We start from the raw sequence: 19,765 nt of genomic DNA, 5'->3' as shown, positions 1-19,765 counted from the left end.
ACAACCCACGCCCATTTGTCTGGAAGAAGACCGCCGAAGAGATCCTCGAATCACTCGCCAGATATTGCCGACGAATTTCTGACGCAGGACACTAGCGGCGGCGCCCGCGCGCCTTGAGGGGGGTCAGGGGCAGTTCGGGCGCGGGCAGCGGGGCGGCTCCCGCGCCGGGCACCGTGCCGAACCCCTCGCCCTCCATCCACTCCCGCCGGAACCCGGCGATCTCCTCGTGGCTGCGGCCGACGAAGTTCCACCACATGACGATCCGCTCCTCGAACGGCTCGCCGCCGACGAGCAGCAGCCGCCCGGGGCCCTCGGCGCCCAGGGCCAGCTCCGAGCGTCCGCTGCCCAGGTAGAGCAGCGGCCCGGGGGACAGAGCCGTCTCGCCGACCCGTACGGTGCCGGACAGGGCCAGCACGGCGTACTCGAAGCCGGGACGCAGCGGGACCGAGGTCCCGGCGCCCGCCTCCAGCGTCACCTCGGCCCCGACCAGCGGGGTGTGGATCGTCGCCGGGGAGGTGACACCGCCCAGCTCGCCCATGATGACGGTCACCGTCACTCCCGGAGAGGTCAACGTGGGCAGCGCCGGGTGGTGCTCGAAGGCGGGGGCGGTGTCGCGGGCGGCGGAGGGGAGCGCCACCCACAGCTGGACCCCGTGCAGCAGGGCCTCGGCGGGCGACTCCTCCGCGTGGGAGATGGCCCGCCCGGCGGTCATCAGGTTGAGCTGGCCCGGCCTGACCAGCTGCTCGCTGCCGACGCTGTCGCGGTGCAGGATCTCACCCTGCACGAGCCAGCTGACGGTCTGCAGGCCGGTGTGCGGATGCGGGGGGACGTGCATCCTCGCCCGCTCGGGGCCGTAGTGGTCGACGAAGCACCACGCGCCGACCATCCTGACGTCCCGGTTCGGCAGGGTTCTGGTGACCTTCATCGCCCGGGGGCCGCCCAGCACCACGTCCCGGCCGGTCAGCAGCTCGTTCACCGGCTCCGCCGCCACGTCCGCGAGGCCGCCGCAGGCCGACTCGCGGGGATCCGTTTCCAGGTTGCTCATTCCGCGAATGTATGTCGCGATCCGCCCTTATCGGACATCGGGTGGCTTCGCCCCCCGGGGAGGGGATCACATGCGTGGCCGGCGGCCGGTTCCGGTATCTTTCGTCCACCCCGCCGGGCACCTACGGCTCCGGCGGGACGGACACCGCGTGAAGTGAGAGGCCGAATGACCACCGAGACACCTCCGAGCGGATCCCGCAAGAGCCGCTGGAGCGCGCAGACGTGGTTCAACGTCGTGTTGCTCGTCATGACCGTCCTGCTGGGGGTGTCGGCGATCGTCGGTGCCACGGTCCTGCGGAACGCGGCGTCCGCCTCCAACAGGCTGATCGACCACATCTCGGTGGGCAGGATCCAGGCGGAGCGCCTGCAGGCGACCCTGCTGAACCAGGAGACCGGGGTGCGCGGCTTCGTCATCACCGGCAAGGAGGAGTTCCTGCAGCCGTACGTGGAGGGGCGGCGCGACGAGACCACCGTGTCGACGCAGATCGAGCGGCTGGCGCCGGGCGCGGAACCGCTGCGGACACTCGGCGAAGTGGGACGGCTGGCCGCCGAGTGGCGGGCCCGCTACGCGGAGCCGATGATCGCCAGCGTCAGGGACGAGGGCCCGGAGAGCGTGAGCGCCGCGCAGTCCGAGGAGAGCAAGCGCTCCTTCGACGCCGTCAGGAAGGCGCTCGACACCCAGAACGCCGCCTGGGCCCGCGCGAGGGAGCTGGCCCGCGCCGAGCTGGAGGCCGCCCGCACGGTCAGGGACGCCACCTTCTTCGGCATCCTGGCCGCCTTCCTGCTCACCATCGTCACGGTGGCGGTGCTGCTGAGGATCGGGGTGTTCGGTCCCCTGGCCCGCCTGCGCGAGGCCTCCCGCCGGGTCACCATGGGAGACTTCACCCACCACGTCGACACCGGCGGCCCCGCCGACCTCGCCGAGCTGGCCGACGACATGGAGGCGATGCGCCGGCGCATCGTCACCGAGCTGGAGGAGGCCCGAGGCTCCCGGCTGCGGATCGCCGCCCAGGCCGAGGAGCTCAAGCGCTCCAACGCGGAGCTGGAGCAGTTCGCCTACGTGGCCTCGCACGACCTGCAGGAACCGCTGCGGAAGATCGCCTCGTTCTGCCAGATGCTCCAGCAGCGGTACGCCTCCCAGCTCGACGACCGGGCCAACACCTACATCGACTTCGCCGTGGACGGCGCCAAGCGCATGCAGGTGCTCATCAACGAGCTGCTCACCTTCTCCCGGGTGGGACGGGTCAGCAGGGAGCCCGTCGAGATGGACCTGAACGACGTGGTCGCCAGGGCGCTGGTCAACCTCTCCGCGGCGGTGGAGGAGTCCGGGGCCGAGATCGAGGTCGGCGACCTGCCCACCGTCGTCGGGGACCGGACCCAGTTCGTGATGCTCTGGCAGAACCTGATCGGCAACTCCCTGAAGTTCCGCGACCCCGGCCGCGCGCCCCGGATCGGGATCGAGTCCGAGCGGATCGACGGCGAGGTGCGGATGACCGTGACCGACAACGGCATCGGCATCCCGCCCAACTTCGCCGACAAGATCTTCATCATCTTCCAGCGGCTGCACCAGCGGGACGCCTACGAGGGCACCGGCATCGGCCTGGCGCTCTGCAGGAAGATCGTGGAGCAGCACGGCGGCACGATCCGGCTGGACACCGAGTACGCCGAGGGGGCCCGCTTCGTCATCACGCTGCCCGCCGAGGCCGTCTCGCCGGAGCGGGAGGGCGAGGCCGAGGCCGGACGGGAGGACTCCGCGGAGATCGCGGTTGGGACCGTGCCGTGACACGCGGAGGGTACGCGCGGTATCCGAATGCCGTTACCGTTTACCGGATGGAGGAGATCGACCGCCGTATCGTCACATTGCTGGCCAGGGATGGCCGGATGAGCTTCACCGATCTCGCCAGGGAGACCGGGCTCTCGGTGTCGGCGGTGCACCAGCGGGTGCGCCGGCTGGAGAAGCGCGGCGTGCTGCGGGGATACGCCGCGCTGGTCGACTACGACGCCATCGGGCTGCCGCTCACCGCGTTCGTCTCCATCAAGCCGATAGACCCGGCCGCCGCCGACGACGCCCCGGAGCGGCTGGCCCATCTGAGCGCCGTCGAGGCCTGCCACAGCGTGGCGGGGGACGAGAGCTACATCCTCAAGGTCCGGGTGGCCTCGCCGATCGCGCTCGAGGAACTGCTCAACCAGATCCGCACCGCCGCCAACGTCTCCACCCGCACCACGGTCGTGCTCAGCACGCCGTACGAGCACCGCACCCCGGAGCCGGCGGGCGAGGACGGCGGCAGGGCCGAGGAGCGCGCCTGACCGTCTCGGGGACGGCCCCCGGCGCGTGACGTGAGCGGCGCCGCCGGACGACGCCCGCGCGCCGGGAACGGGCCCGCGAAAGGCCGCCGGCGTTTTCCCCGGCGCGGTGGACGGCCTGCCCTCTCTCCGGCGAGAAGTGCCCGACTTGCCGGGTATGAGGTGGTTGCTCCAAGCTGGACGGGTGCCTCCCAGAAAGATCGTCATCGACTGCGACCCGGGGATCGACGACGCGCTGGCGCTCGTCCTCGCCCACGGGAGCCCCGAGCTGGAGATCCTGGGGATCACCACGGTCGGCGGCAACGTCGAGCTGGCCAGGACCACCGACAACGCGCTGCGGCTCCGCGAGTTCCTGGGGTTCGGCGGGGTGCCGGTCGTCGCGGGCAGCGCGGGCGCGCTCCTGCGCCCCCGGGTGAACGCGGCCGGGGTGCACGGCGCTTCGGGGCTGGGGGACGCGCTGCTGCCCCCGGCGTCGCTCCCGCCGGCCACCGGGCACGCCGCGGACTTCATCATCGAGACGCTCCGGGCCGACCCGGGCGAGGTCACCCTGGTCGCCATCGGCCCGCTGACCAACGTGGCGCTCGCCGTGCTCAGGGAACCCGCGATCGTCGGCTGGGCGCGGGGACTCACGATCCTCGGCGGGTCCTACACGCGGGGCAACTTCTCTCCCGCGGCCGAGTTCAACATCGCCGCCGACCCGGAGGCCGCCGCGGTCGTCTTCGGCGCGGGCTGGACGGTGACCATGATCGGACTTGACGTGAGCCGCGATGCCGTGACCACGCTGGCGGTAGCGGAGCGCATGGCGGCGATGGGCCGGCTCGGCGCCGACCTGCTCCTGCCGTGCGTGCGGTTCTACGGCATGATCACCGCCGAGGACGGGCCCGCGATCCACGACGCCTGCGCGATCGCCCACCTGATCGACCCGTCGCTGATCACCCTCGAACCCGCCGTCGTGGACGTCGAGACGGCGGGCCGCTTCACCGCCGGGATGACCGTGACCGACTTCGCCCTCCGGGGCCGCGCCCCCAACGCCCTGGTCGGCACCTCCCTCGACGTGGACCGCTTCTGGGACCTCCTGCTGACCGTCTACGCCCGGGTCGCGGAGTCGATCGAGCCCTGAGGCGGCTCCCGGAGACGGGCCGCTCGGGGGATCGGGGGATCGGGGGAGCGGTCCCGCGGCGGGGTCCACGCATGCCGCGGCCCGCGCCGTGAGACGCGGGCCGTGCGCGGTGCGATGTCAAGATATTTCAATAAATGTCAGGTCAGAGCGTGGAAGTGGGACCGGAGCCGGGCCCTGGCGTCCTCGGTGGCGCCGAGGGCGTCCAGGCCCAGGAGGGCGGCGCCCATGATGGGCGCGACGTCGGAGACGATCAGCTTGGCCTGCGGCGCGCTCTCGGCGAAGCCGCGTTCCAGCAGCTCGCTCATGAGCGGGTGGCGGGCGGTGAGCACGCCGCCGCCCAGGACCACCTCCATCGGGACGGAGAGCAGGTCCAGGCGGCGCATCGCGACCACCGCGAGCACGACGACCTCCTTGGCCATCCGCGCCACCAGCGAGCGGGCCGTCCCGTCCCCCTGGGCCGCGACCGCCATCAGCACCGGCACCAGCTCGTTCAGCCTGCCGTAGGGCAGCTCGCCGAAATGGACGGCCAGGGACACCTCCTCGACGGTGCGGGTGCCGAAGTGCTCGCGGACCGCGGCGGCCAGCGCGGTCGCCGGGCCCCGGCCGTCCTCGGCGCGCACCGCGTGCCAGAGCGTCTCCTCGCCGAGGCCGAGGCCGCCGCCCCAGTCGCCGGTGAGCCGTCCCAGGGCCGGGTATCTCGCGACCTCCCCCGAAGGGGAGACCGCCACCGCGTTGATCCCCGCGCCGCACACCACGGCCACCCCCGCGGGCCCGGAGGCCCCGGCGCGCAGCAGCGCGAAGGTGTCGTTGCCGACGACCGCCTCCCCGCCGTACCCCCGGGAGAGGATCTCCGCGCGGAGCGCCTCCTCCTCCACCGGCAGGTCCGCGCCCGCCACGTAGGCGGCCACGTGGTCGGCGTACGGCGTGGCCGCGCCGGGTCCGAGCGCGGAGCGCGCGGTGTCGCCGATCACGTCGATCGCGACGCCCACCCCCGTGGTCTGGGGCTGGAAGGCGCCGCCGCGCCCGGTGGCGAGGACCGAGCCGTCCTCGGCCACCAGCGCGATGTCGGTCTTGCTGTTTCCGCCGTCGACCGCCAGGACCGTTCTCACGCGGTCGCCCAGGAAAGGTGCCCGCGGTTGGCCTCGATCAGGCGCCTGGCCAGGTCGCCGGAGAGCGAGGCCTGGCCTATCAGCGGGTGCGCCAGCAGCGCGTCGGCGACGCGGTCCTCGCCGCCGTGCAGCGCGGCCTCGATCGCCAGCGTCTCGTACGCCGTGACGTGGGCGATGAGCCCGGCGAAGAGGGGCTCCACCGGGGCGACGGGCAGCGCGGCCGCGCCCGCCGAGGTGATCGTGGCCGGGACCTCGATGACCGCCTCGTCGGGCAGGAACGGCAGCGTGCCGTCGTTGCGCAGGTTGACCACCTGGGTGTCGCCGCGGTCGCCGACCAGGGAGGCGATCAGCGCCACCGCGGCCTCGGAGTAGAAGGCCCCGCCGCGCTTGCCCAGCAGTTCGGGCTTGGTGTCCACCGCGGGGTCGGCGTACAGCTCCAGCAGGGACTTCTCCATCGCCGCGACCTCGGCCGCGCGCGACGGCCTGGTCCGCTGCTCCCGCACCACCAGGTCGTGCTCGTAGAAGTAGCGCAGGTAGTAGGAGGGCACCACGCCCAGGTGGCGGATGAGCGCGGCGGGCAGGCCGACGTCCCGGCCGATCTCCTCGGCGTGGCTCTCCAGCAGCTTGGGCAGCACGTCCACCCCGTCCAGGTGGACGGCCCGCTCCCAGGTGAGGTGGTTCAGGCCGACGTGGCCCAGCGAGATCCGCTCGGGGGCGACGCCCAGGTTCGCGGCGAAGCGGCGCTGGAAGCCGATGGCCACGTTGCACAGGCCGATGGCCCGGTGCCCGGCCTCAAGGAGCGCCCTGGTGACGATGCCGACCGGGTTGGTGAAGTCGACGATCCAGGCGTCCGGCGCGAGCCTCCTGACCTTCTCGGCGATGTCGAGCACCACCGGCACCGTGCGCAGCGCCTTGGCCAGCCCGCCCGCGCCGGTCGTCTCCTGGCCGACGCAGCCGCACTCCAGCGGCAGCGTCTCGTCCACGTTGCGCGCCGCCTGGCCGCCGACGCGCAGCTGCAGCAGGACCGCGTGCGCCCCGGCGACGCCCTCCTCGACCGAGGTGGTCGCGACGACCGTGGCCGGGTGGCCGGCCCGCGCGAGCATCCGGCGCGCCATCCCCGCCACCAGCTCCAGCCGGTGGGTGTCCGGGTCGACCAGCGCGATCTCGGTCAGCGGCAGCTCGTCGCGCAGCCGCGCGAACCCGTCGATCAGCTCCGGCGTGTACGTCGAGCCGCCCCCGACAACGGCGAGTTTCACCCTTTTACTCCTGTCAGCGTGACGCCCTCGATGAAGACCTTCTGGGCGAAGAAGAACACAATGATCACCGGGGCCATGACGAGCAACGTCGCCGCCATGGTGAGGTTCCACTGCACGCTGTGCAGTGCCCGGAAGGACGCCAGCCCGAGGGAGAGCGTCCAGTTCGCCTCGTTTGTCTGGGCGTAGAGCAGCGGACCATAGTAATCGTTCCAGCAGTAGAAGAACTGGAACAGGCCCACCGCCGCGATCGCCGGGCGCGCCATCGGCAGGACTACCCTGACGAGCGTCCGGAAGTCCGAGCAGCCGTCCACCCTGGCGGCCTCGGTGTACTCCCGGGGAATGCTGACCAGGAACTGCCGGAGCAGGAAGATGGAGAAGGCGTCGCCGAGCAGCATCGGCAGGATCAGCGGCCACAGCGTGCCGGTCAGGTCCAGGCGCGCCCAGATGAGATAGACGGGCACCGCGACGACCTGGGGCGGCAGCATCATCATCGTGATGACCGCGAGGAAGGCCAGTTTGCGCCCCCGGAAGCGGAAGCGGGCCATCGCGTACGCCACCGGGATCGACGACAGCAGCATGAACGCGGTGCCGAGCCCGGCGTACAGGAACGTGTTGCCCAGCCAGGCCAGCAGTTGCGACCTGGCGAACACGTCGGCGAAGTTGGCCCAGTTCCAGGTGCGGGGCCACAGGTCGCCGGTGAGCGCCTGGTCGTTGCTCATCACGGCCGTCAGCGCCACGAACACCAGCGGGCCGACGAACATCAGCGACAGCGCGACGGCGAGGGCGTGGGTGGCGATCCAGTACAGGATCACCCGGACGCGCGGGCCGCGCGCGGCGGGGCGCGGCCCGGGGGAGGAGGCCTCGGCGGGCCTCGTGGCCACGGCGGTCACCGGTCGCCTCCTTCGTCGAACGCGCGGAACCTGCGGAGCAGGATGAGGGTGAAGACCGTGGAGAACGCGAACAGCAGCAGGGCCAGTACGCAGGCGTACCCCATGCTGAAGTCGCGGAAGCCCACGTGGAACAGCCACTGGGCCAGCGTCAGCGTCGACAGCTCCGGGTAGCCGGGCACGAAGGTGCTGCCGGGGGAGTCGGTGACCCCCGCCGCGACCCGGGAGGCGATCATCGCCTGGGTGAAGTACTGCAGGGCGTAGATGACGCCGGTGACCGTCGAGAACATCAGGACCGGCGAGATCGTCGGCAGGGTGATGCTCCTGAACTGCCGCCACGCGCCCGCCCCGTCGATGGCCGCGGCCTCGTACAGGTGCCTGGGCACGTCCAGCAGCGCCGCCAGGAAGATCATCATGGTGTTGCCGATGCCCCACATGGCCAGCATGGTCAGGCCGGGCTTGGACCAGTCCTTGTCGCCGAACCAGTCGGGCGCGGCGATCCCGAAGAGCTCGATGAACTGGTTGAGCGGCCCCGAGGGGTTCAGCAGGAACACGAAGGAGACCGTGCCGGCCACCACCGGGATCAGCGACGGCAGGTAGAACACCGTGCGGAAGAAGCCGGCGCCCGACTTGAGCCGGGTGAGCAGCCACGCCACGCCCAGCCCGAAGAGCACCTGCGCGGGGACCATGAGGACCACCAGCCACAGCGTGTTCCCGATGGAGGCCCAGGCCCGGTCGTCCACCAGGAAGTAGCGGTAGTTGTCCAGGCCGACGAACTCCAGCGTGAACAGGTCGTAGCGGTGGAAGGAGAAGTAGACCGTCGCCGCGAGGGGGTAGGCGAAGAACACCGCGAACCCCACCAGCCAGGGCGACATCCACAGGAGGGCCTTGAGGCCCTCGCCGCGCCGCCGGAGGGGCGGCGCGGCGCGGACGGTGCTCATCGAGGATCAGCCCCCGGACAGTTTCATCTTGTCGTCGAGGCGCTTGTCGACCGCGGCGAGCCCGGCGTCGAGGTCGGTGGCCGAGCCGTTCTCCCACTTGACCAGGAACTCCTGCAGCGAGTCCTGGTTGAAGGTGCTGTTGACGTTGGCCGGGACCGTGCTCGTCTTCGGGTGGGCGAAGATGTCGAGGAAGGTCTGGAAGTTCGCGTCCTTCTTCAGGTCGGGCGACTCCAGCGACGCCTTGGTGGTCGGCACGTTGCGCAGCGCGTTGGAGAGCGTGACCAGCGCCGAGGTGTCGGTGGTCAGATACTTGACCAGCTCCCAGGCGGCCTGCGGGTTCTTGGCGCCCTTGGGCACGCCGATCACGGTGCCCGCGGTGAAGCCGCTGCCGTACAGGTCGGGCTTGGCGTCGGAGACCGGGAGCGGCGCGGTGCCGTAGTCGATGTCCCCGGCCTCGCCCGCGAGCATGGCGTTGCGCCACTCGCCGTCCAGGATCATGGCGATCTTGCCCTTGTAGAAGGGGTGGTCGGCCGACCACTCCTGGCCCAGGCTCTTGCGGAACTTCTCCAGCTTGTCGTACCCGTACCAGTCGACGAGCTCCTTCTGCCAGCGCAGCAGCTCCTTCCACGCCGGGTCGGAGCCGACCGCCGAGGTGCCGTCCGGCTTGTACCAGGTGGCGCCGACCATCGGGCCCATGTGCGAGGCGGAGTTCTCGTAGTACTGGAAGCTCGGGACGAACCCGGCGACCTTGATGTTCCCGTCCGCGTCGCGGACGGTGAGCTTCTTGGTCAGCTCGGTCAGCTCCGAGAGCGTCCTGGGCGGCTGCTCGCCCTTCATCAGGGCCTTGTTGTAGTAGAGCCCGTACGCGTCGGCGAGCAGCGGCATCACGCACCGCTTGCCCTCGTACTCGGTGTAGGAGCGCGAGACCTCCGGCAGCACGGACAGGTCGATGCCGTCCTGCTCGATCACCGAGGTGAGGTCCTGGAACGTTCCGCTGCGGCACCACTGGGCCACGTTGTCGGTGGTGAACGAGGAGGCGACGTCCGGCGCCTTCCCGCCGCGCACCGCCTGGGTGATCTGGTCGTCCTGCACGCCCTTGACCAGCTTGACGGTGATCTGGGGGAACTTCGTGCGGAAGCCCGCGATGGCGTCCTCGAACGCCTTGACCTCGGCCGGCGCGGAGAACCCGTGCCACAGCTCGATGGTGGAGGCCGGCAGCGCGGCGGAGGCGGAGCCCGAGGGTCTGGGCTGGGAGCCCAGCGCGGGCGCGCTCTCGGTGCCCGCGGTGCAGGCGGTCAGGGTGGCGGCCGTCAGGGTGGCCAGGGCGAGGGTGAGAAAGCGTCGGTGCACGACGGCTGCCTCCTGGGGGCGGTGGATCTGGCGGGGTTCCGGGCGGGGTCCAGCGGGGTCGGGTGAGAACCGTACGGCTCGTACGGTTCGGGGCCTGTGCGGGTTCGGGGGGCGGCGGGGTCAGGAGGGGTCAGGAGGGGAGGGTGGAGCTGAAGACCTCGTCACGCGCGGTCGCGAGGGCGAGGTCGAGCGCGCCGGCGAGGACGGGATTGCCCTCGACGGTGGACAGCAGCAGCGGGGGCCGGGGGATGGTGAGCGCGTGGAGCTCGTGCTCGACGAGCTCGCGCAGGGTGTCGCCGCCGGCGAGGAGGGTGCCGCCGGTCAGCACGATGATCTCGGGGTCGACGACGGAGGTGATCGCGGCCAGCCCGACGGCGATCCGGGAGGCGATGTCGCGCAGCCCGGCACGGGCGTCGTCGGCGCGCCTGCCGGTGGACGCCGAGGCCTGCACGGCGTTCAGCACCGCCTGCGCGGGCGCGGTGCCGCGCACGCCGTACGATCTGAGGATCTTGAGCACCGCGGGGCCGCCGGTGAGGGCCTGGTAGCCGTGGTTGGCGTAGCGGCCGGTGTCCCTGGCGGTCGGCGCGCCGGGGGTGGGCATGTAGCCGACCTCTCCCGCGCCGCCGGTGGCGCCCCGGTGCAGCCGCCCGCCGAGGACCAGCGCGGCGCCGAGGCCCTCGTCGGCCCACAGCAGGACGAAGTCGCGGTGGCCGCGGCCCACGCCGTGCGCCTGCTCGGCCTGGGCGACGAGGTTGACGTTGTTCTCCACGGCGACCGGCACGCCCAGGCCGTCGCCGAGGGTGCGGACCAGGTCGGGGATGTGCCAGCCGGGCATGTCCTTGCTGGTGGCGTACGCCATCTTGCCGGTGCCGGGGTCGATCGTGCCCTGCACGCCGATGACCACGCGCCGCAGCGCCGCGGGGGCGCCCGCGCCCTCCAGCGCGGCCCTGACCCGCTCCAGCGCGTCGCCGCCGGAGCGGCCGGGACTGGGCAGGTGGTGCTCGCCGACCACGGCGCCGGTGATGTCGGCGACCCTGACGTCGATGCCCGCGCGGGTGACGTCCAGCGCGGCGACGTGCGCGGCGGCGGGGTTGAGCCGGTAGACCTCGGCGGTGCGGCCGGGCAGCCCCTCGCGGATGCCGTCGAGCACGACCAGGCCCGCCTCCTGCAGGCGGATGAGAAGCTGTGAGGCGGTGGGCTTGGACAGGCCGGTGAGGGCGCCGATCTCCGGGCGGGTCAGCGGGCCGCGCTCCAGCAGCGCCTGCAGGGCGGCGCGGTCGTTGATCGCGCGCAGCAGGCTGGGGGTGCCGGGCGTCGGCTGGGTCACTGATCCTCCGCGTGCGTCCTTGCATCCACTGATGACGCAAAGTTAGGAAACTTTCCTAACTTCGAGTGAATGTAAGGAACCCGGCGGATTTTCGTCAAGCAGGCAGGGAGCGCCGCAATCAAGCTGTGATGACGGAGGGGCGGGTAAACTTCTCGACGGACCTGCTAAGGTGATGGTTTGTCATAACAACCAGCGCAATGGCCCGGAGTATCCCATTACTAGCAACGATAATGGAGCGACGGCAACCCGTCAAATCGAGCTGACCCGGGAGCAGGAGTATGTTTCCTGCCTTTATGCCCGGCTCGATCTGCTGCGCGAGCGCACCCAGCGGCAGCTGGACGGCGTCCTCGCGCAGGGCGGAAGTGGCGGCACGCATCAGAACCGCTCCGAGCGTGACAGCTTCGCCGGGATGTACGCCGAGCGCCTGGGCCGCCTGTGGGCGGTCGAGAACGGCCTGTGCTTCGGCCGGCTCGACAACGCCGACGACACCTCACTCTACATAGGCCGCATCGGCATGGCCGACGACGACCAGCGCCGGATGCTGATCGACTGGCGGGCGCCGGTGGCGCAGCCCTTCTACGGCGCCACCCCGGCGGCCTCGATGGGCGTCACCCGCCGCCGCCACCTGCAGACCAAGGGCCGCACGGTGATCGGGATCGACGACGATCTCCTGGATCTCGACAGCCTCACCGAGGAGGACGTGGCCACCCTCAACGGGGAGGCCGCGCTGCTGGCCTCCCTGGGGGCCAAGCGCACCGGCCGGATGCGCGACATCGTCGCCACCATCCAGTCCGAGCAGGACCGCATCATCCGCTCCGACCTGGGCGGGGTGCTGGTCGTGCAGGGCGGTCCCGGCACCGGCAAGACCGTGGTCGCGCTGCACCGCGCCGCCTACCTGCTCTACACCCACCGGGAGAAACTGGCCCGCAGGGGCGTGCTCATCCTCGGGCCGAACCTGACCTTCCTGCGCTACATCGAGCAGGTGCTGCCCTCCCTGGGCGAGACCGACGTGCTGCTGTCGACCGTCTCCGAGCTGTACCCGGGGGTCGTCCCCGGGCGTAAGGAGCGTCCCGAGGTGGCGGCGGTCAAGGGCGACGCCCGGATGGCCCAGGTCGTGGCGCGGGCCGTGCGCGAGCGGCAGCGGGTGCCGCGCAAGCCGATCGAGATCAAGCTCGACCGCTACACCCTGCGGCTGGAGGGCAACGTCCTGGAGGCCGCCCGCAACCGGGCCTCCCGCTCCAAGAGGGCGCACAACGAGGCCCGCGCGGTCTTCGTCCGCCACCTGCTCAACGCGCTCGCCCGGCAGGCCGCCAGGCAGCTCGGCAAGGGAATGATCGACGACGACGAGCTGGCCGACATCCGCGAGGACCTGCGCACCGAGCGGCCCGTCAAGGCGGCCCTGAACCGGCTGTGGCCCTACGTCACCCCGCAGCAGCTCCTGATCGGGCTGTTCACCTCCCGCGAGCGCCTCGACCACGCCGCCGCCGAGTTCGGCGAGGCCGAGCGCGAGCTGATGCTGCGCGAGCCGCCCCGCACGGGGGAGAACTGGTGGGCCGAGTCCGACGTGCCGCTCCTGGACGAGGCCGCCGAGCTGCTCGGCGACATCGACCCGGCGGTGCTGCGGGCCGGGGCCTGGATGGCCGAGGAGGAGCAGGCGGCGCAGCGCGCCGCCGCGCTCGACGAGCGGCAGCACCAGCTCGCCTACGCCAAGGAGGTCCTGGAGCTGACCGGCCTGTCCGACATCATGGACGCCGAGAAGTTCGCCGCCCGCCACCTCGGCGACGACGTCTTCCTGACCACCGCCGAGCGCGCGGCGGCCGACCGCACCTGGGCCTTCGGCCACGTCATCGTCGACGAGGCGCAGGAGCTGTCGCCGATGGACTGGCGGATGCTGATGCGCCGCTGCCCGACGCGGTCGATGACGATCGTCGGCGACCTGGCCCAGACCGGTTCGTCGGCCGGGGCGCGCTCCTGGGGCCGGGTCCTCGACCCGTACGTGTCGGGGCGCTGGCGCGAGGAGACCCTCAGCGTCAACTACCGCACCCCGGCCGAGCTGATGGCCGTGGCCGCCGACGTGCTCACCCTGGTCGACCCGGCGCTGACCGCCCCGGCCTCGGTCAGGGAGACGGGATCGCGTCCGTGGGCGACCTCGCCGACGGCCTCCCTCGGCGAGGTCGTCAAGGCCGAGGTCGTCGAGGGCGGGCGGCTCGTCGTGATCGTTCCCGAGTCGCGCGCCGGGGAGTTCGGGGAGATCGTGGTCCGCTCCGTCGACGGCGCGGTGGCCGGGCCGGGGGCGGCGGCCCTGGACGCGCAGGTGGCGGTGCTGACCGTCGCCGAGGCCAAGGGGCTGGAGTTCGACGCGGTCGTCGTGGTCGAGCCGGAGCTGATCCTGGACGAGTCCCCGCGCGGGGCGAGCGATCTTTACGTGGCGTTGACCCGCGCCACCCAGCGGCTTGGCGTCGTGCACGACGGTCCGCTTCCCGACGCGCTCGCTCGACTTGAGAGACATCGGATCACATGAGACCATTGACGGCTCTCGTCGATCATGTCCCAGCTGCGAAAACTTGATGTTTCCGCAGTTGGTGACACGGTTGACATCTGCGCTGGGCTCGGTAGTTTGCTGCCCAGTCCAGCACGGGACTGGCCGGTCGGCCGCCTTTCGACATCGCCGTCTCCTGCGCCCGTGACGGGGGGATCCCCCCGTCCGTACAGCCAGGCGCAGGGCCTGCAGTCCGTCGAGGCGGGGCACTCCTTCCGGGCGGGGGGTTGGACCCAGGAGGGGTCCGGGCACCCAGTAGACAACGGCAATCCGCGCTCGCCGCCGACGGGACGGAACCGGTCCGAAGGGTCGCCCGGGCCCTCTTCCCGCTCCCGTGCGAGCGCCGCAAGCGTCGGGGCGGCCCGGGGTGTCGAAAGGACACCCCGGGCCGCCCCGTTGCCGCTCTGGAGCTACTTGTGGAAGTTTCTGTCGATTTATAGTGCTTTAAGGTTGTTTCTGGTTGATATGGTGCAGGGCTTTTGGGGGCGTGCCCGCCGGGCGGTACCGTTCCGGCTAGGAAGCCCGGCTGGGAAGACCAGGCGCCACCCGCCCGCACGACATCGCAAGGAGCCCCGCCCGTGGTGCAGGACAAGACGGCCGTCCCGGTACCGCAGAGGCCCGCGGCGGGCGATCCTGCGGCCGGCCCGGCGGCCGGCCTCGGACGGGTTCCGGCGGACGGCCCGGTGAGCGGTCCGGCGGGCGCTCTCCCGGAGCGTCCGGTGGCCGTGGCCGCCGACGGCCCGCCCGGCGTGGAGGACCCGCCCGGCGTGGAGGACCCGCCTCCCGCCTCGCGCCTGGCACTGCCCTCCCGCGTCGCGGGCGCGGTGGCCGGCGGCCTGCTGATGTTCCTCGCCTTCCCGCCGCTCGGGCTGTGGTTCCTCGCGCCGCCCGGCATGACCCTGGCGGTCCTGGCGGTCCGCGGCACCCGTCCGCGCCGGGGCGCGTGGCTCGGGCTCCTGGCCGGGTCCGCCCTGCTGCTGCCCGGCCTGCACTGGGTGAGCCCGATCGGCGCCGACGCCTGGCTGGGCCTGGTCGCGATGGAGAGCGTCTTCTACGCCGCCTGGGGGGCGGGGACCGCCCTGGTGACCCGGCTGCCCCTGTGGCCGCTGTGGAGCGCCGCGCTCTGGGTGGCGGCCGAGTGGGCGCGGGGACGGTTCCCCTTCGGCGGATTCCCCTGGGCGCGGGTGGCCTTCAGCCAGGGGGAGTCGGTCTTCACCCCGTACGCGGCGCTCGGCGGGGCGCCGCTGGTGAGCTTCGCGGTGGCCCTGTGCGGCGGCCTGCTCGCCCTGGCGGCGGTGCGCTCGTTCCCCGCCCTCCGCTCGATCACGGCCTCCCGCCCGATCACGTCCTCGGGCCCGCCCGCGTCCCCGGGCCCCCGCCCCGCCGGAGGCGCGCGCCGGGGAAGGGCGCTGGCCCTGCCCCTGGTCCTGCCGCTCGCCGGGGCGCTCGCCGTGCCGGCCGCGGCCCTCGCCGTCCCCCGGTACGGCGACGAGGGCAGGAACGTGACCGTCGGCGTCATCCAGGGCAACGTCCCCGGCCGGGGCATGCACCCGCTGGGCGACGAGCCCGCCGTGGTCCTCGGCAACCACACCCGGATGCTCCACCAGATGGCACGGGACGTCAGGGAGGGCAGGACGCCCCGCCCCGACCTGGTCGTGCTCCCGGAGAACTCCACCGACATCGACCCGCTGAGCGACGAGTTCGCCCGGAACGAGATCGACGCGGCGGTCAAGGACGTCGGGGTGCCCGTCCTGGTCGGCGCCGTGGTCAGGATCGGCGAGAGCAACCGGGCGACCCGCAGCATCGTCTGGGACCCGGTCACCGGCCCCGGCGCCTACTACGACAAGCAGCAGCTGGTCCCCTTCGGGGAGTTCACCCCGCTCAAGGGTCTCGTGCTGGCCCTGTTCGAGCGGGCCTCCCTGGTCGGCAGGCAGTCGGTGGCGGGCACCCGCGACGGCGACCTCAAGCTGGGCCCGGTGACGGTCGGGGCGATCAACTGCTACGAGGTGGCCTTCGACGGCATCGTGGGCGACACCGCCAGGACGGGTGCCACGCCGCTGGTGGTGCAGACCAACAACGCCACCTACGCCCTGACCAACCTGCCGCCCCAGCAGCTCGCCATGTCCCAGCTGCGGGCCGTGGAGCACAATCGGGCGGTGATCACCTCCGCGATCACCGGCATCTCGGCGTATGTGACCCCGAGCGGTTCGATCGCCTGGCGGACCGGCGAGCTGGTGCCCGCCATGAACGTGCTGACCGTTCCGGTCAGGACCGCGGAAACCGTCGCCACCCGCGTGGGCGCGCTGCCCGAATGGGCCCTGATACTTGTGGGTGCGGGTGCCGTGGCCGCCGCCTGGCGGCGCCGGGCGCCCCGCGCGGGGCGCCCCGTGAACCGGGAGGATGATCAGCAGGTGGGAGACGCGTGATGGAGCGGATGCTTGGTCGGGTGCTCGTCATCGTCCCGACGTACAACGAGCGGGAGAACCTGCCACTGATCACCCGGCGGCTGCGCGCGGCCGTGCCCGAGGCCCACCTCCTGATCGCGGACGACGACAGCCCCGACGGCACGGGGGCGATCGCCGACAAGCTGGCGGCCGACGACGACCACGTCCACGTGCTGCACCGGCCGGCCAAGCAGGGCCTGGGCGCCGCCTACATCGCGGGCTTCCGCTGGGGCCTGGGGGAGGGCTTCGGCGTCCTCGTGGAGATAGACGCCGACGGCTCCCACCAGCCGGAGGAGCTGCCCAAGCTGCTGGACGCGCTGGCCAAGGGGGCCGACCTGGCGATCGGGTCCCGGTGGGTGCCCGGCGGCGAGGTCGTCAACTGGCCGGCCTCGCGGGAGTTCCTGTCGCGCGGCGCCAACATCTACACCCGGCTGGTGCTCGGCCTCCCGGTCCGGGACGCCACCGCGGGCTTCCGCGCCTACCGCGCCTCGGCCCTGGAGAAGATCAGCCTGGACGACGTCGAGTCGCGCGGCTACTGCTTCCAGGTGGACCTGACCCTGCGTACGGCCGTCTGCGGGATGCGCGTCAAGGAGGTGCCCATCACCTTCGTGGAGCGCACCGTCGGGGCCAGCAAGATGAGCCGCGGCATCGTGGTCGAGGCCCTGTGGCGGATCACGGTGTGGGGCGTCACCGGCCTGCCCGCCCGCCTGCGCCGCCGCCGCGATCGCCGTCGCTGACCCCGCGGCTGCGAGGTCTCGCGCCCGCCCGGGCGGCCCGGATGTCCTGACGGTCCGGACGCGGCTCCGCGGTCCCGCGTCCGGGCCGCCGGGGACGCTCCCGCGAGGCCGCCGGACTCCCCGGGGGCGCGATCCTGAGAGTCCGCTGAGGACGCCGTCCACGCTGAGCGAACGCGGAACGCGCCGCCGCTCCGGGACGTTGTTCATGTCGTACGGCTGTCGCACGAGTTGAGGCGAAAATGCGCATTCTGCTGTTCCTGACCTTCCTCGTGGTGCCGGTCCTCGAGATATGGGTGCTCATCCAGGTCGGCCAGGTCATCGGCGGGTGGCCGACGGTGGCCCTCCTGCTCGCCGACAGCCTGCTCGGCGCCTGGATCGTGCGCCGCGAGGGCCGCCGGGCCTGGCGCAATCTCCAGGGCGCGCTGCAGAGCGGCCGGATGCCCGACCGTGAGCTCGCCGACGGCGGGCTGGTCCTCGTGGGCGGCACGCTGCTGCTCACCCCGGGGTTCCTCACCGACGTCCTCGGCTTCCTGTGCCTGCTGCCGTTCACCCGGCCGATGGTCCGCAGGCTCGGATCCTGGTTCTTCGCCCGCCGGGTCCGCACCCTCGTCGCCAGGAACGCGGCGGGCGCCGGGCTCGGCTCGCCGTTCGGCGGCCCGGGATCGCCCTTCGACCTGCTGCGCGACGCCGGGAGGCCTCCGGGCTCGGGGCCGGTCGTCCACGGCGAGGTCGTCCGCGACGAGCCGGGTGGCGCGGGGGCGCCGGGCGGCGGCGCCGGAGACTCCGGCCGGGGTCTCACCGACCGCTGAGCGCGGCCAGGCGGCGCAGCGAGAACCGGAACAGGACCGCGTTCAGCGGCTTGATCACCTGCCAGCCGAGCCGCCCGGCCGCGCCGAACGGCACGTCGAGCTCCTCCTCCCAGACGATCGTGCTGCCGCCGCCCTCGCGGGGCAGCACGCGGAAGACCCCGGTGCCGCGCACCGGCCATCCGGTGTGCCGGACCCCCACGCTCCTCGGCGGGTCCCACTCGGTGATCTCCATGGTGTCGAGGAACCCGGCAGGCCCCGCCCCGGTGAAGGCCTCCAGGCGGCTGCCGACGCTGTGGCCGTTCCCGGCGGTGACGCGCGCCCGGGTCAGGATCATCCACTCGTCGTGTCTCGGCCAGTTGGTGAGCACGGCGAACACCCGTTCCGGCGGGGTGTGCGCGTCCACCGAGACGCTGATGTGGGAACTGGTCATGCCTGGATCCTTCCCCCGTGACCGGTGGCCGACCCTCGGGCGTCGCCGTGTCCGTGAGATCCTGCCGTGGACGTTGACAGGAAAACCCTGTTTTTCTACCTTTTGAGTCGGGATTTAGCGTGACCCGGAATCGTGAGGGCGTGACGGCGCGACACGCGCCGCGGCGAGCCCAGGACGGTCCGCGGCCGCGAGAACGGGAAGAGGGGCGGTTTCGCACATGACCGCGTTCGCGCAGGGAACCGGCCTGATCGAGGTCCGGCCGGTCGGCTGGGACGACACGGCGGCCGTGGCGCTCCGGCGGGCCATGACGGAGGAGATGGACGCCCGCTACGCCGACCTGCTCGCCGTCGCCGGTCTCATGCCCAGCGGCATGAACGTCCAGCCGGAGACCGTCGCCTACACCGGGGTCGCCTACACGGCGGAGGGCCTCGCGGTCGGCCACGTGGCGCTGCGCGGGCTCGGTGACGACATGGAGCTCAAGCGGATGTTCGTGACCCCGTCCCACCGGGGCACCCGCGTGGCGCGGGCCCTGCTGGCCGCCGCCGAGGACGCGGCCCGCGCGCTGGGCGCGCCCCGGGTCGTCCTGCAGACCGGCCCCCGCCAGCCGGACGCGGTGCGGATGTACGAGCGGGAGGGCTACACCCCCATCCCCGTCTTCCCTCCCTACGACCGGCTCCCCGGCTCCCTCTGCTTCGAGAAACCCCTCTGACGCGGGCTTCGCACGCTGGGGGCGGGACGTTCCGGTGATCTCCCGCCCGCCGGGAGCCGGGCCTCGGCCGGTCCCCGGACACGGGTTCGCCGGCCCGGCCGAGGGAACGGCCGGACCGGCGAGGTGCTCGCGGGCGTCCGTCTAGGAGGGGGACGCCGCGTGCTCGGGGCTGTCGACGTAGATCTGACCGAAGTCGATCGCCGGGGTGAATCCGGCGAAGTTGCGCTGGACCTCGGCTCTCTCCGCCGCGTTCGGGTTCGGGTTGGTGCAGCTCGTGCCCGCGCTCGCGCCGGACATCAGGTCCGTGCACCGGCCGGTACGCCGGTCGGGCAGGCCCAGGATGTGGCCGATCTCGTGGGCGGCGATCCGCAGCGGGTTGTGGCCCTGCGCGGTCGCCTGCCGTCCCATCCACACCGTTCCGCGACCCAGGCTGGTGGGCTGCGCACGGGGCCAGCCGTTGTCGGCGAGCACCACGAAGTCCGCGGGGCTGCCGGCCACCAGTCGTACGTTCGAGACGCTGGAATTCCAGATCTGGGCCGCCTGGTCGACGGCGGACCGGAACTCCGCGGCCCTGCTCGCGTCGTATCTGAGCACGCGAACCACTGCGGTGCGGGCGTCCGCCGCGTGGGCGGGCGCCGCCTGGGCGGGGGTGACCGTCACCAGGAAGGCCAGCCCCAGGATGAGGGCGACGCCGAAGCGGATGATTCTGGACATCTCTAGCGGGCCTCCTCGGCCATCGGGGGGTTGCTCACGGCGAGC

Annotated in this window: 17 protein-coding genes; 8 read left to right on the top strand and 9 right to left on the bottom strand. The window is 72.3% G+C overall.

Annotated features, from left to right (window positions below; all coding sequences use genetic code 11):
* Positions 1 to 91: 91 nt before the first annotated feature.
* Positions 92 to 1,045, bottom strand: a complete 954-nt coding sequence (locus tag AB0G15_RS32140; RefSeq protein ID WP_362846963.1) for a pirin family protein — start codon at positions 1,043 to 1,045, stop codon at positions 92 to 94.
* A gap of 165 nt (positions 1,046 to 1,210) precedes the next feature.
* Here AB0G15_RS32140 and AB0G15_RS32135 point away from each other — a divergent pair, with 165 nt between their 5' ends.
* The 3 genes from AB0G15_RS32135 to AB0G15_RS32125 all read left to right on the top strand — a co-directional run bounded on the left by AB0G15_RS32135 (position 1,211) and on the right by AB0G15_RS32125 (position 4,468).
* Positions 1,211 to 2,827 carry an ATP-binding protein gene (locus AB0G15_RS32135; protein WP_362846961.1) on the top strand — a complete coding sequence of 539 codons (1,617 nt, stop codon included), beginning with the start codon at positions 1,211 to 1,213 and terminating at the stop codon, positions 2,825 to 2,827.
* A 47-nt stretch (positions 2,828 to 2,874) separates the two neighbouring features.
* Positions 2,875 to 3,351, top strand: a complete 477-nt coding sequence (locus AB0G15_RS32130; RefSeq protein ID WP_362686207.1) for an Lrp/AsnC family transcriptional regulator — start codon at positions 2,875 to 2,877, stop codon at positions 3,349 to 3,351.
* A gap of 181 nt (positions 3,352 to 3,532) precedes the next feature.
* A complete protein-coding gene (locus tag AB0G15_RS32125) occupies positions 3,533 to 4,468 on the top strand; it encodes a nucleoside hydrolase (RefSeq protein ID WP_362846959.1) in 936 nt (311 codons plus the stop codon).
* Between the two features lie 137 nt (positions 4,469 to 4,605).
* Here the strand turns inward: AB0G15_RS32125 and AB0G15_RS32120 are convergent, their stop codons facing one another.
* The 6 genes from AB0G15_RS32120 to AB0G15_RS32095 all read right to left on the bottom strand — a co-directional run bounded on the left by AB0G15_RS32120 (position 4,606) and on the right by AB0G15_RS32095 (position 11,338).
* Positions 4,606 to 5,577, bottom strand: coding sequence for a BadF/BadG/BcrA/BcrD ATPase family protein (locus AB0G15_RS32120; protein WP_362846957.1), 972 nt, complete (start codon positions 5,575 to 5,577; stop codon positions 4,606 to 4,608).
* On the bottom strand, positions 5,574 to 6,833 hold the full coding sequence (locus tag AB0G15_RS32115; protein WP_362846955.1) for a 6-phospho-beta-glucosidase: 1,260 nt from the start codon (positions 6,831 to 6,833) through the stop codon (positions 5,574 to 5,576). Before AB0G15_RS32115 ends, AB0G15_RS32120 begins: the two co-directional genes overlap by 4 nt.
* On the bottom strand, positions 6,830 to 7,723 hold the full coding sequence (locus AB0G15_RS32110; protein ID WP_362846953.1) for a carbohydrate ABC transporter permease: 894 nt from the start codon (positions 7,721 to 7,723) through the stop codon (positions 6,830 to 6,832). Before AB0G15_RS32110 ends, AB0G15_RS32115 begins: the two co-directional genes overlap by 4 nt.
* The gene (locus AB0G15_RS32105; RefSeq protein ID WP_362846951.1) at positions 7,720 to 8,661 is read right to left on the bottom strand and encodes a sugar ABC transporter permease; all 942 of its coding nucleotides are present in this window, start codon (positions 8,659 to 8,661) and stop codon (positions 7,720 to 7,722) included. The genes AB0G15_RS32110 and AB0G15_RS32105 overlap by 4 nt, the downstream gene beginning before the upstream one ends.
* 6 nt (positions 8,662 to 8,667) lie before the next feature.
* Entirely contained in the window at positions 8,668 to 10,011 is a 1,344-nt protein-coding gene (locus tag AB0G15_RS32100) for an ABC transporter substrate-binding protein (RefSeq protein ID WP_362846949.1), read from the bottom strand.
* Between the two features lie 130 nt (positions 10,012 to 10,141).
* The gene (locus tag AB0G15_RS32095) at positions 10,142 to 11,338 is read right to left on the bottom strand and encodes an ROK family transcriptional regulator (protein ID WP_362686237.1); all 1,197 of its coding nucleotides are present in this window, start codon (positions 11,336 to 11,338) and stop codon (positions 10,142 to 10,144) included.
* 172 nt (positions 11,339 to 11,510) lie between these two features.
* Here AB0G15_RS32095 and AB0G15_RS32090 point away from each other — a divergent pair, with 172 nt between their 5' ends.
* From AB0G15_RS32090 to AB0G15_RS32075, 4 genes are all read left to right on the top strand, one after another.
* Entirely contained in the window at positions 11,511 to 13,859 is a 2,349-nt protein-coding gene (locus tag AB0G15_RS32090; RefSeq protein ID WP_362846947.1) for an ATP-binding domain-containing protein, read from the top strand.
* A gap of 596 nt (positions 13,860 to 14,455) precedes the next feature.
* Positions 14,456 to 16,303: an apolipoprotein N-acyltransferase gene (gene lnt, locus AB0G15_RS32085; RefSeq protein ID WP_362846945.1), complete on the top strand. Its 1,848-nt coding sequence runs from the start codon at positions 14,456 to 14,458 to the stop codon at positions 16,301 to 16,303.
* Complete coding sequence (locus AB0G15_RS32080) at positions 16,303 to 17,058, top strand: polyprenol monophosphomannose synthase (protein ID WP_362846943.1); 756 nt, start codon at positions 16,303 to 16,305, stop codon at positions 17,056 to 17,058. Before lnt ends, AB0G15_RS32080 begins: the two co-directional genes overlap by 1 nt.
* A 239-nt stretch (positions 17,059 to 17,297) precedes the next feature.
* A complete protein-coding gene (locus AB0G15_RS32075) occupies positions 17,298 to 17,867 on the top strand; it encodes an FxsA family protein (protein ID WP_362846941.1) in 570 nt (189 codons plus the stop codon).
* Here AB0G15_RS32075 and AB0G15_RS32070 read toward each other — a convergent pair.
* On the bottom strand, positions 17,854 to 18,297 hold the full coding sequence (locus AB0G15_RS32070; RefSeq protein WP_362846939.1) for an SRPBCC family protein: 444 nt from the start codon (positions 18,295 to 18,297) through the stop codon (positions 17,854 to 17,856). The two genes, AB0G15_RS32075 and AB0G15_RS32070, sit on opposite strands and share 14 nt — an antisense overlap.
* 217 nt (positions 18,298 to 18,514) lie before the next feature.
* Here AB0G15_RS32070 and AB0G15_RS32065 point away from each other — a divergent pair, with 217 nt between their 5' ends.
* The gene (locus tag AB0G15_RS32065) at positions 18,515 to 19,006 is read left to right on the top strand and encodes a GNAT family N-acetyltransferase (RefSeq protein WP_362846937.1); all 492 of its coding nucleotides are present in this window, start codon (positions 18,515 to 18,517) and stop codon (positions 19,004 to 19,006) included.
* 141 nt (positions 19,007 to 19,147) lie between these two features.
* Here AB0G15_RS32065 and AB0G15_RS32060 read toward each other — a convergent pair whose 3' ends face one another.
* Positions 19,148 to 19,720 (bottom strand): snapalysin family zinc-dependent metalloprotease, encoded by a 573-nt coding sequence (locus AB0G15_RS32060; RefSeq protein WP_362686255.1) that lies wholly within the window; start codon positions 19,718 to 19,720, stop codon positions 19,148 to 19,150.
* Positions 19,721 to 19,765 lie beyond the last annotated feature (45 nt).

Source organism: Streptosporangium sp. NPDC023825, from assembly GCF_040639575.1.
GTDB lineage: Bacteria > Actinomycetota > Actinomycetes > Streptosporangiales > Streptosporangiaceae > Streptosporangium.
Note: the sequence above shows the minus strand (reverse complement) of the source record. Positions and strands in the feature narration are given on the sequence as shown.

Bases quoted from the DNA above. Each gene is read 5' to 3' on its own strand.
- AB0G15_RS32070 (WP_362846939.1), bottom strand. From the start codon at position 18,297: ATGACCAGTTCCCACATCAGCGTCTCGGTGGACGCGCACACCCCGCCG.
- AB0G15_RS32080 (WP_362846943.1), top strand. From the start codon at position 16,303: ATGGAGCGGATGCTTGGTCGGGTGCTCGTCATCGTCCCGACGTACAAC.
- AB0G15_RS32075 (WP_362846941.1), top strand. From the start codon at position 17,298: ATGCGCATTCTGCTGTTCCTGACCTTCCTCGTGGTGCCGGTCCTCGAG.
- AB0G15_RS32140 (WP_362846963.1), bottom strand. From the start codon at position 1,045: ATGAGCAACCTGGAAACGGATCCCCGCGAGTCGGCCTGCGGCGGCCTC.
- AB0G15_RS32090 (WP_362846947.1), top strand. From the start codon at position 11,511: ATGGTTTGTCATAACAACCAGCGCAATGGCCCGGAGTATCCCATTACT.
- AB0G15_RS32105 (WP_362846951.1), bottom strand. From the start codon at position 8,661: ATGAGCACCGTCCGCGCCGCGCCGCCCCTCCGGCGGCGCGGCGAGGGC.
- AB0G15_RS32065 (WP_362846937.1), top strand. From the start codon at position 18,515: ATGACCGCGTTCGCGCAGGGAACCGGCCTGATCGAGGTCCGGCCGGTC.
- AB0G15_RS32130 (WP_362686207.1), top strand. From the start codon at position 2,875: ATGGAGGAGATCGACCGCCGTATCGTCACATTGCTGGCCAGGGATGGC.
- AB0G15_RS32060 (WP_362686255.1), bottom strand. From the start codon at position 19,720: ATGTCCAGAATCATCCGCTTCGGCGTCGCCCTCATCCTGGGGCTGGCC.
- AB0G15_RS32135 (WP_362846961.1), top strand. From the start codon at position 1,211: ATGACCACCGAGACACCTCCGAGCGGATCCCGCAAGAGCCGCTGGAGC.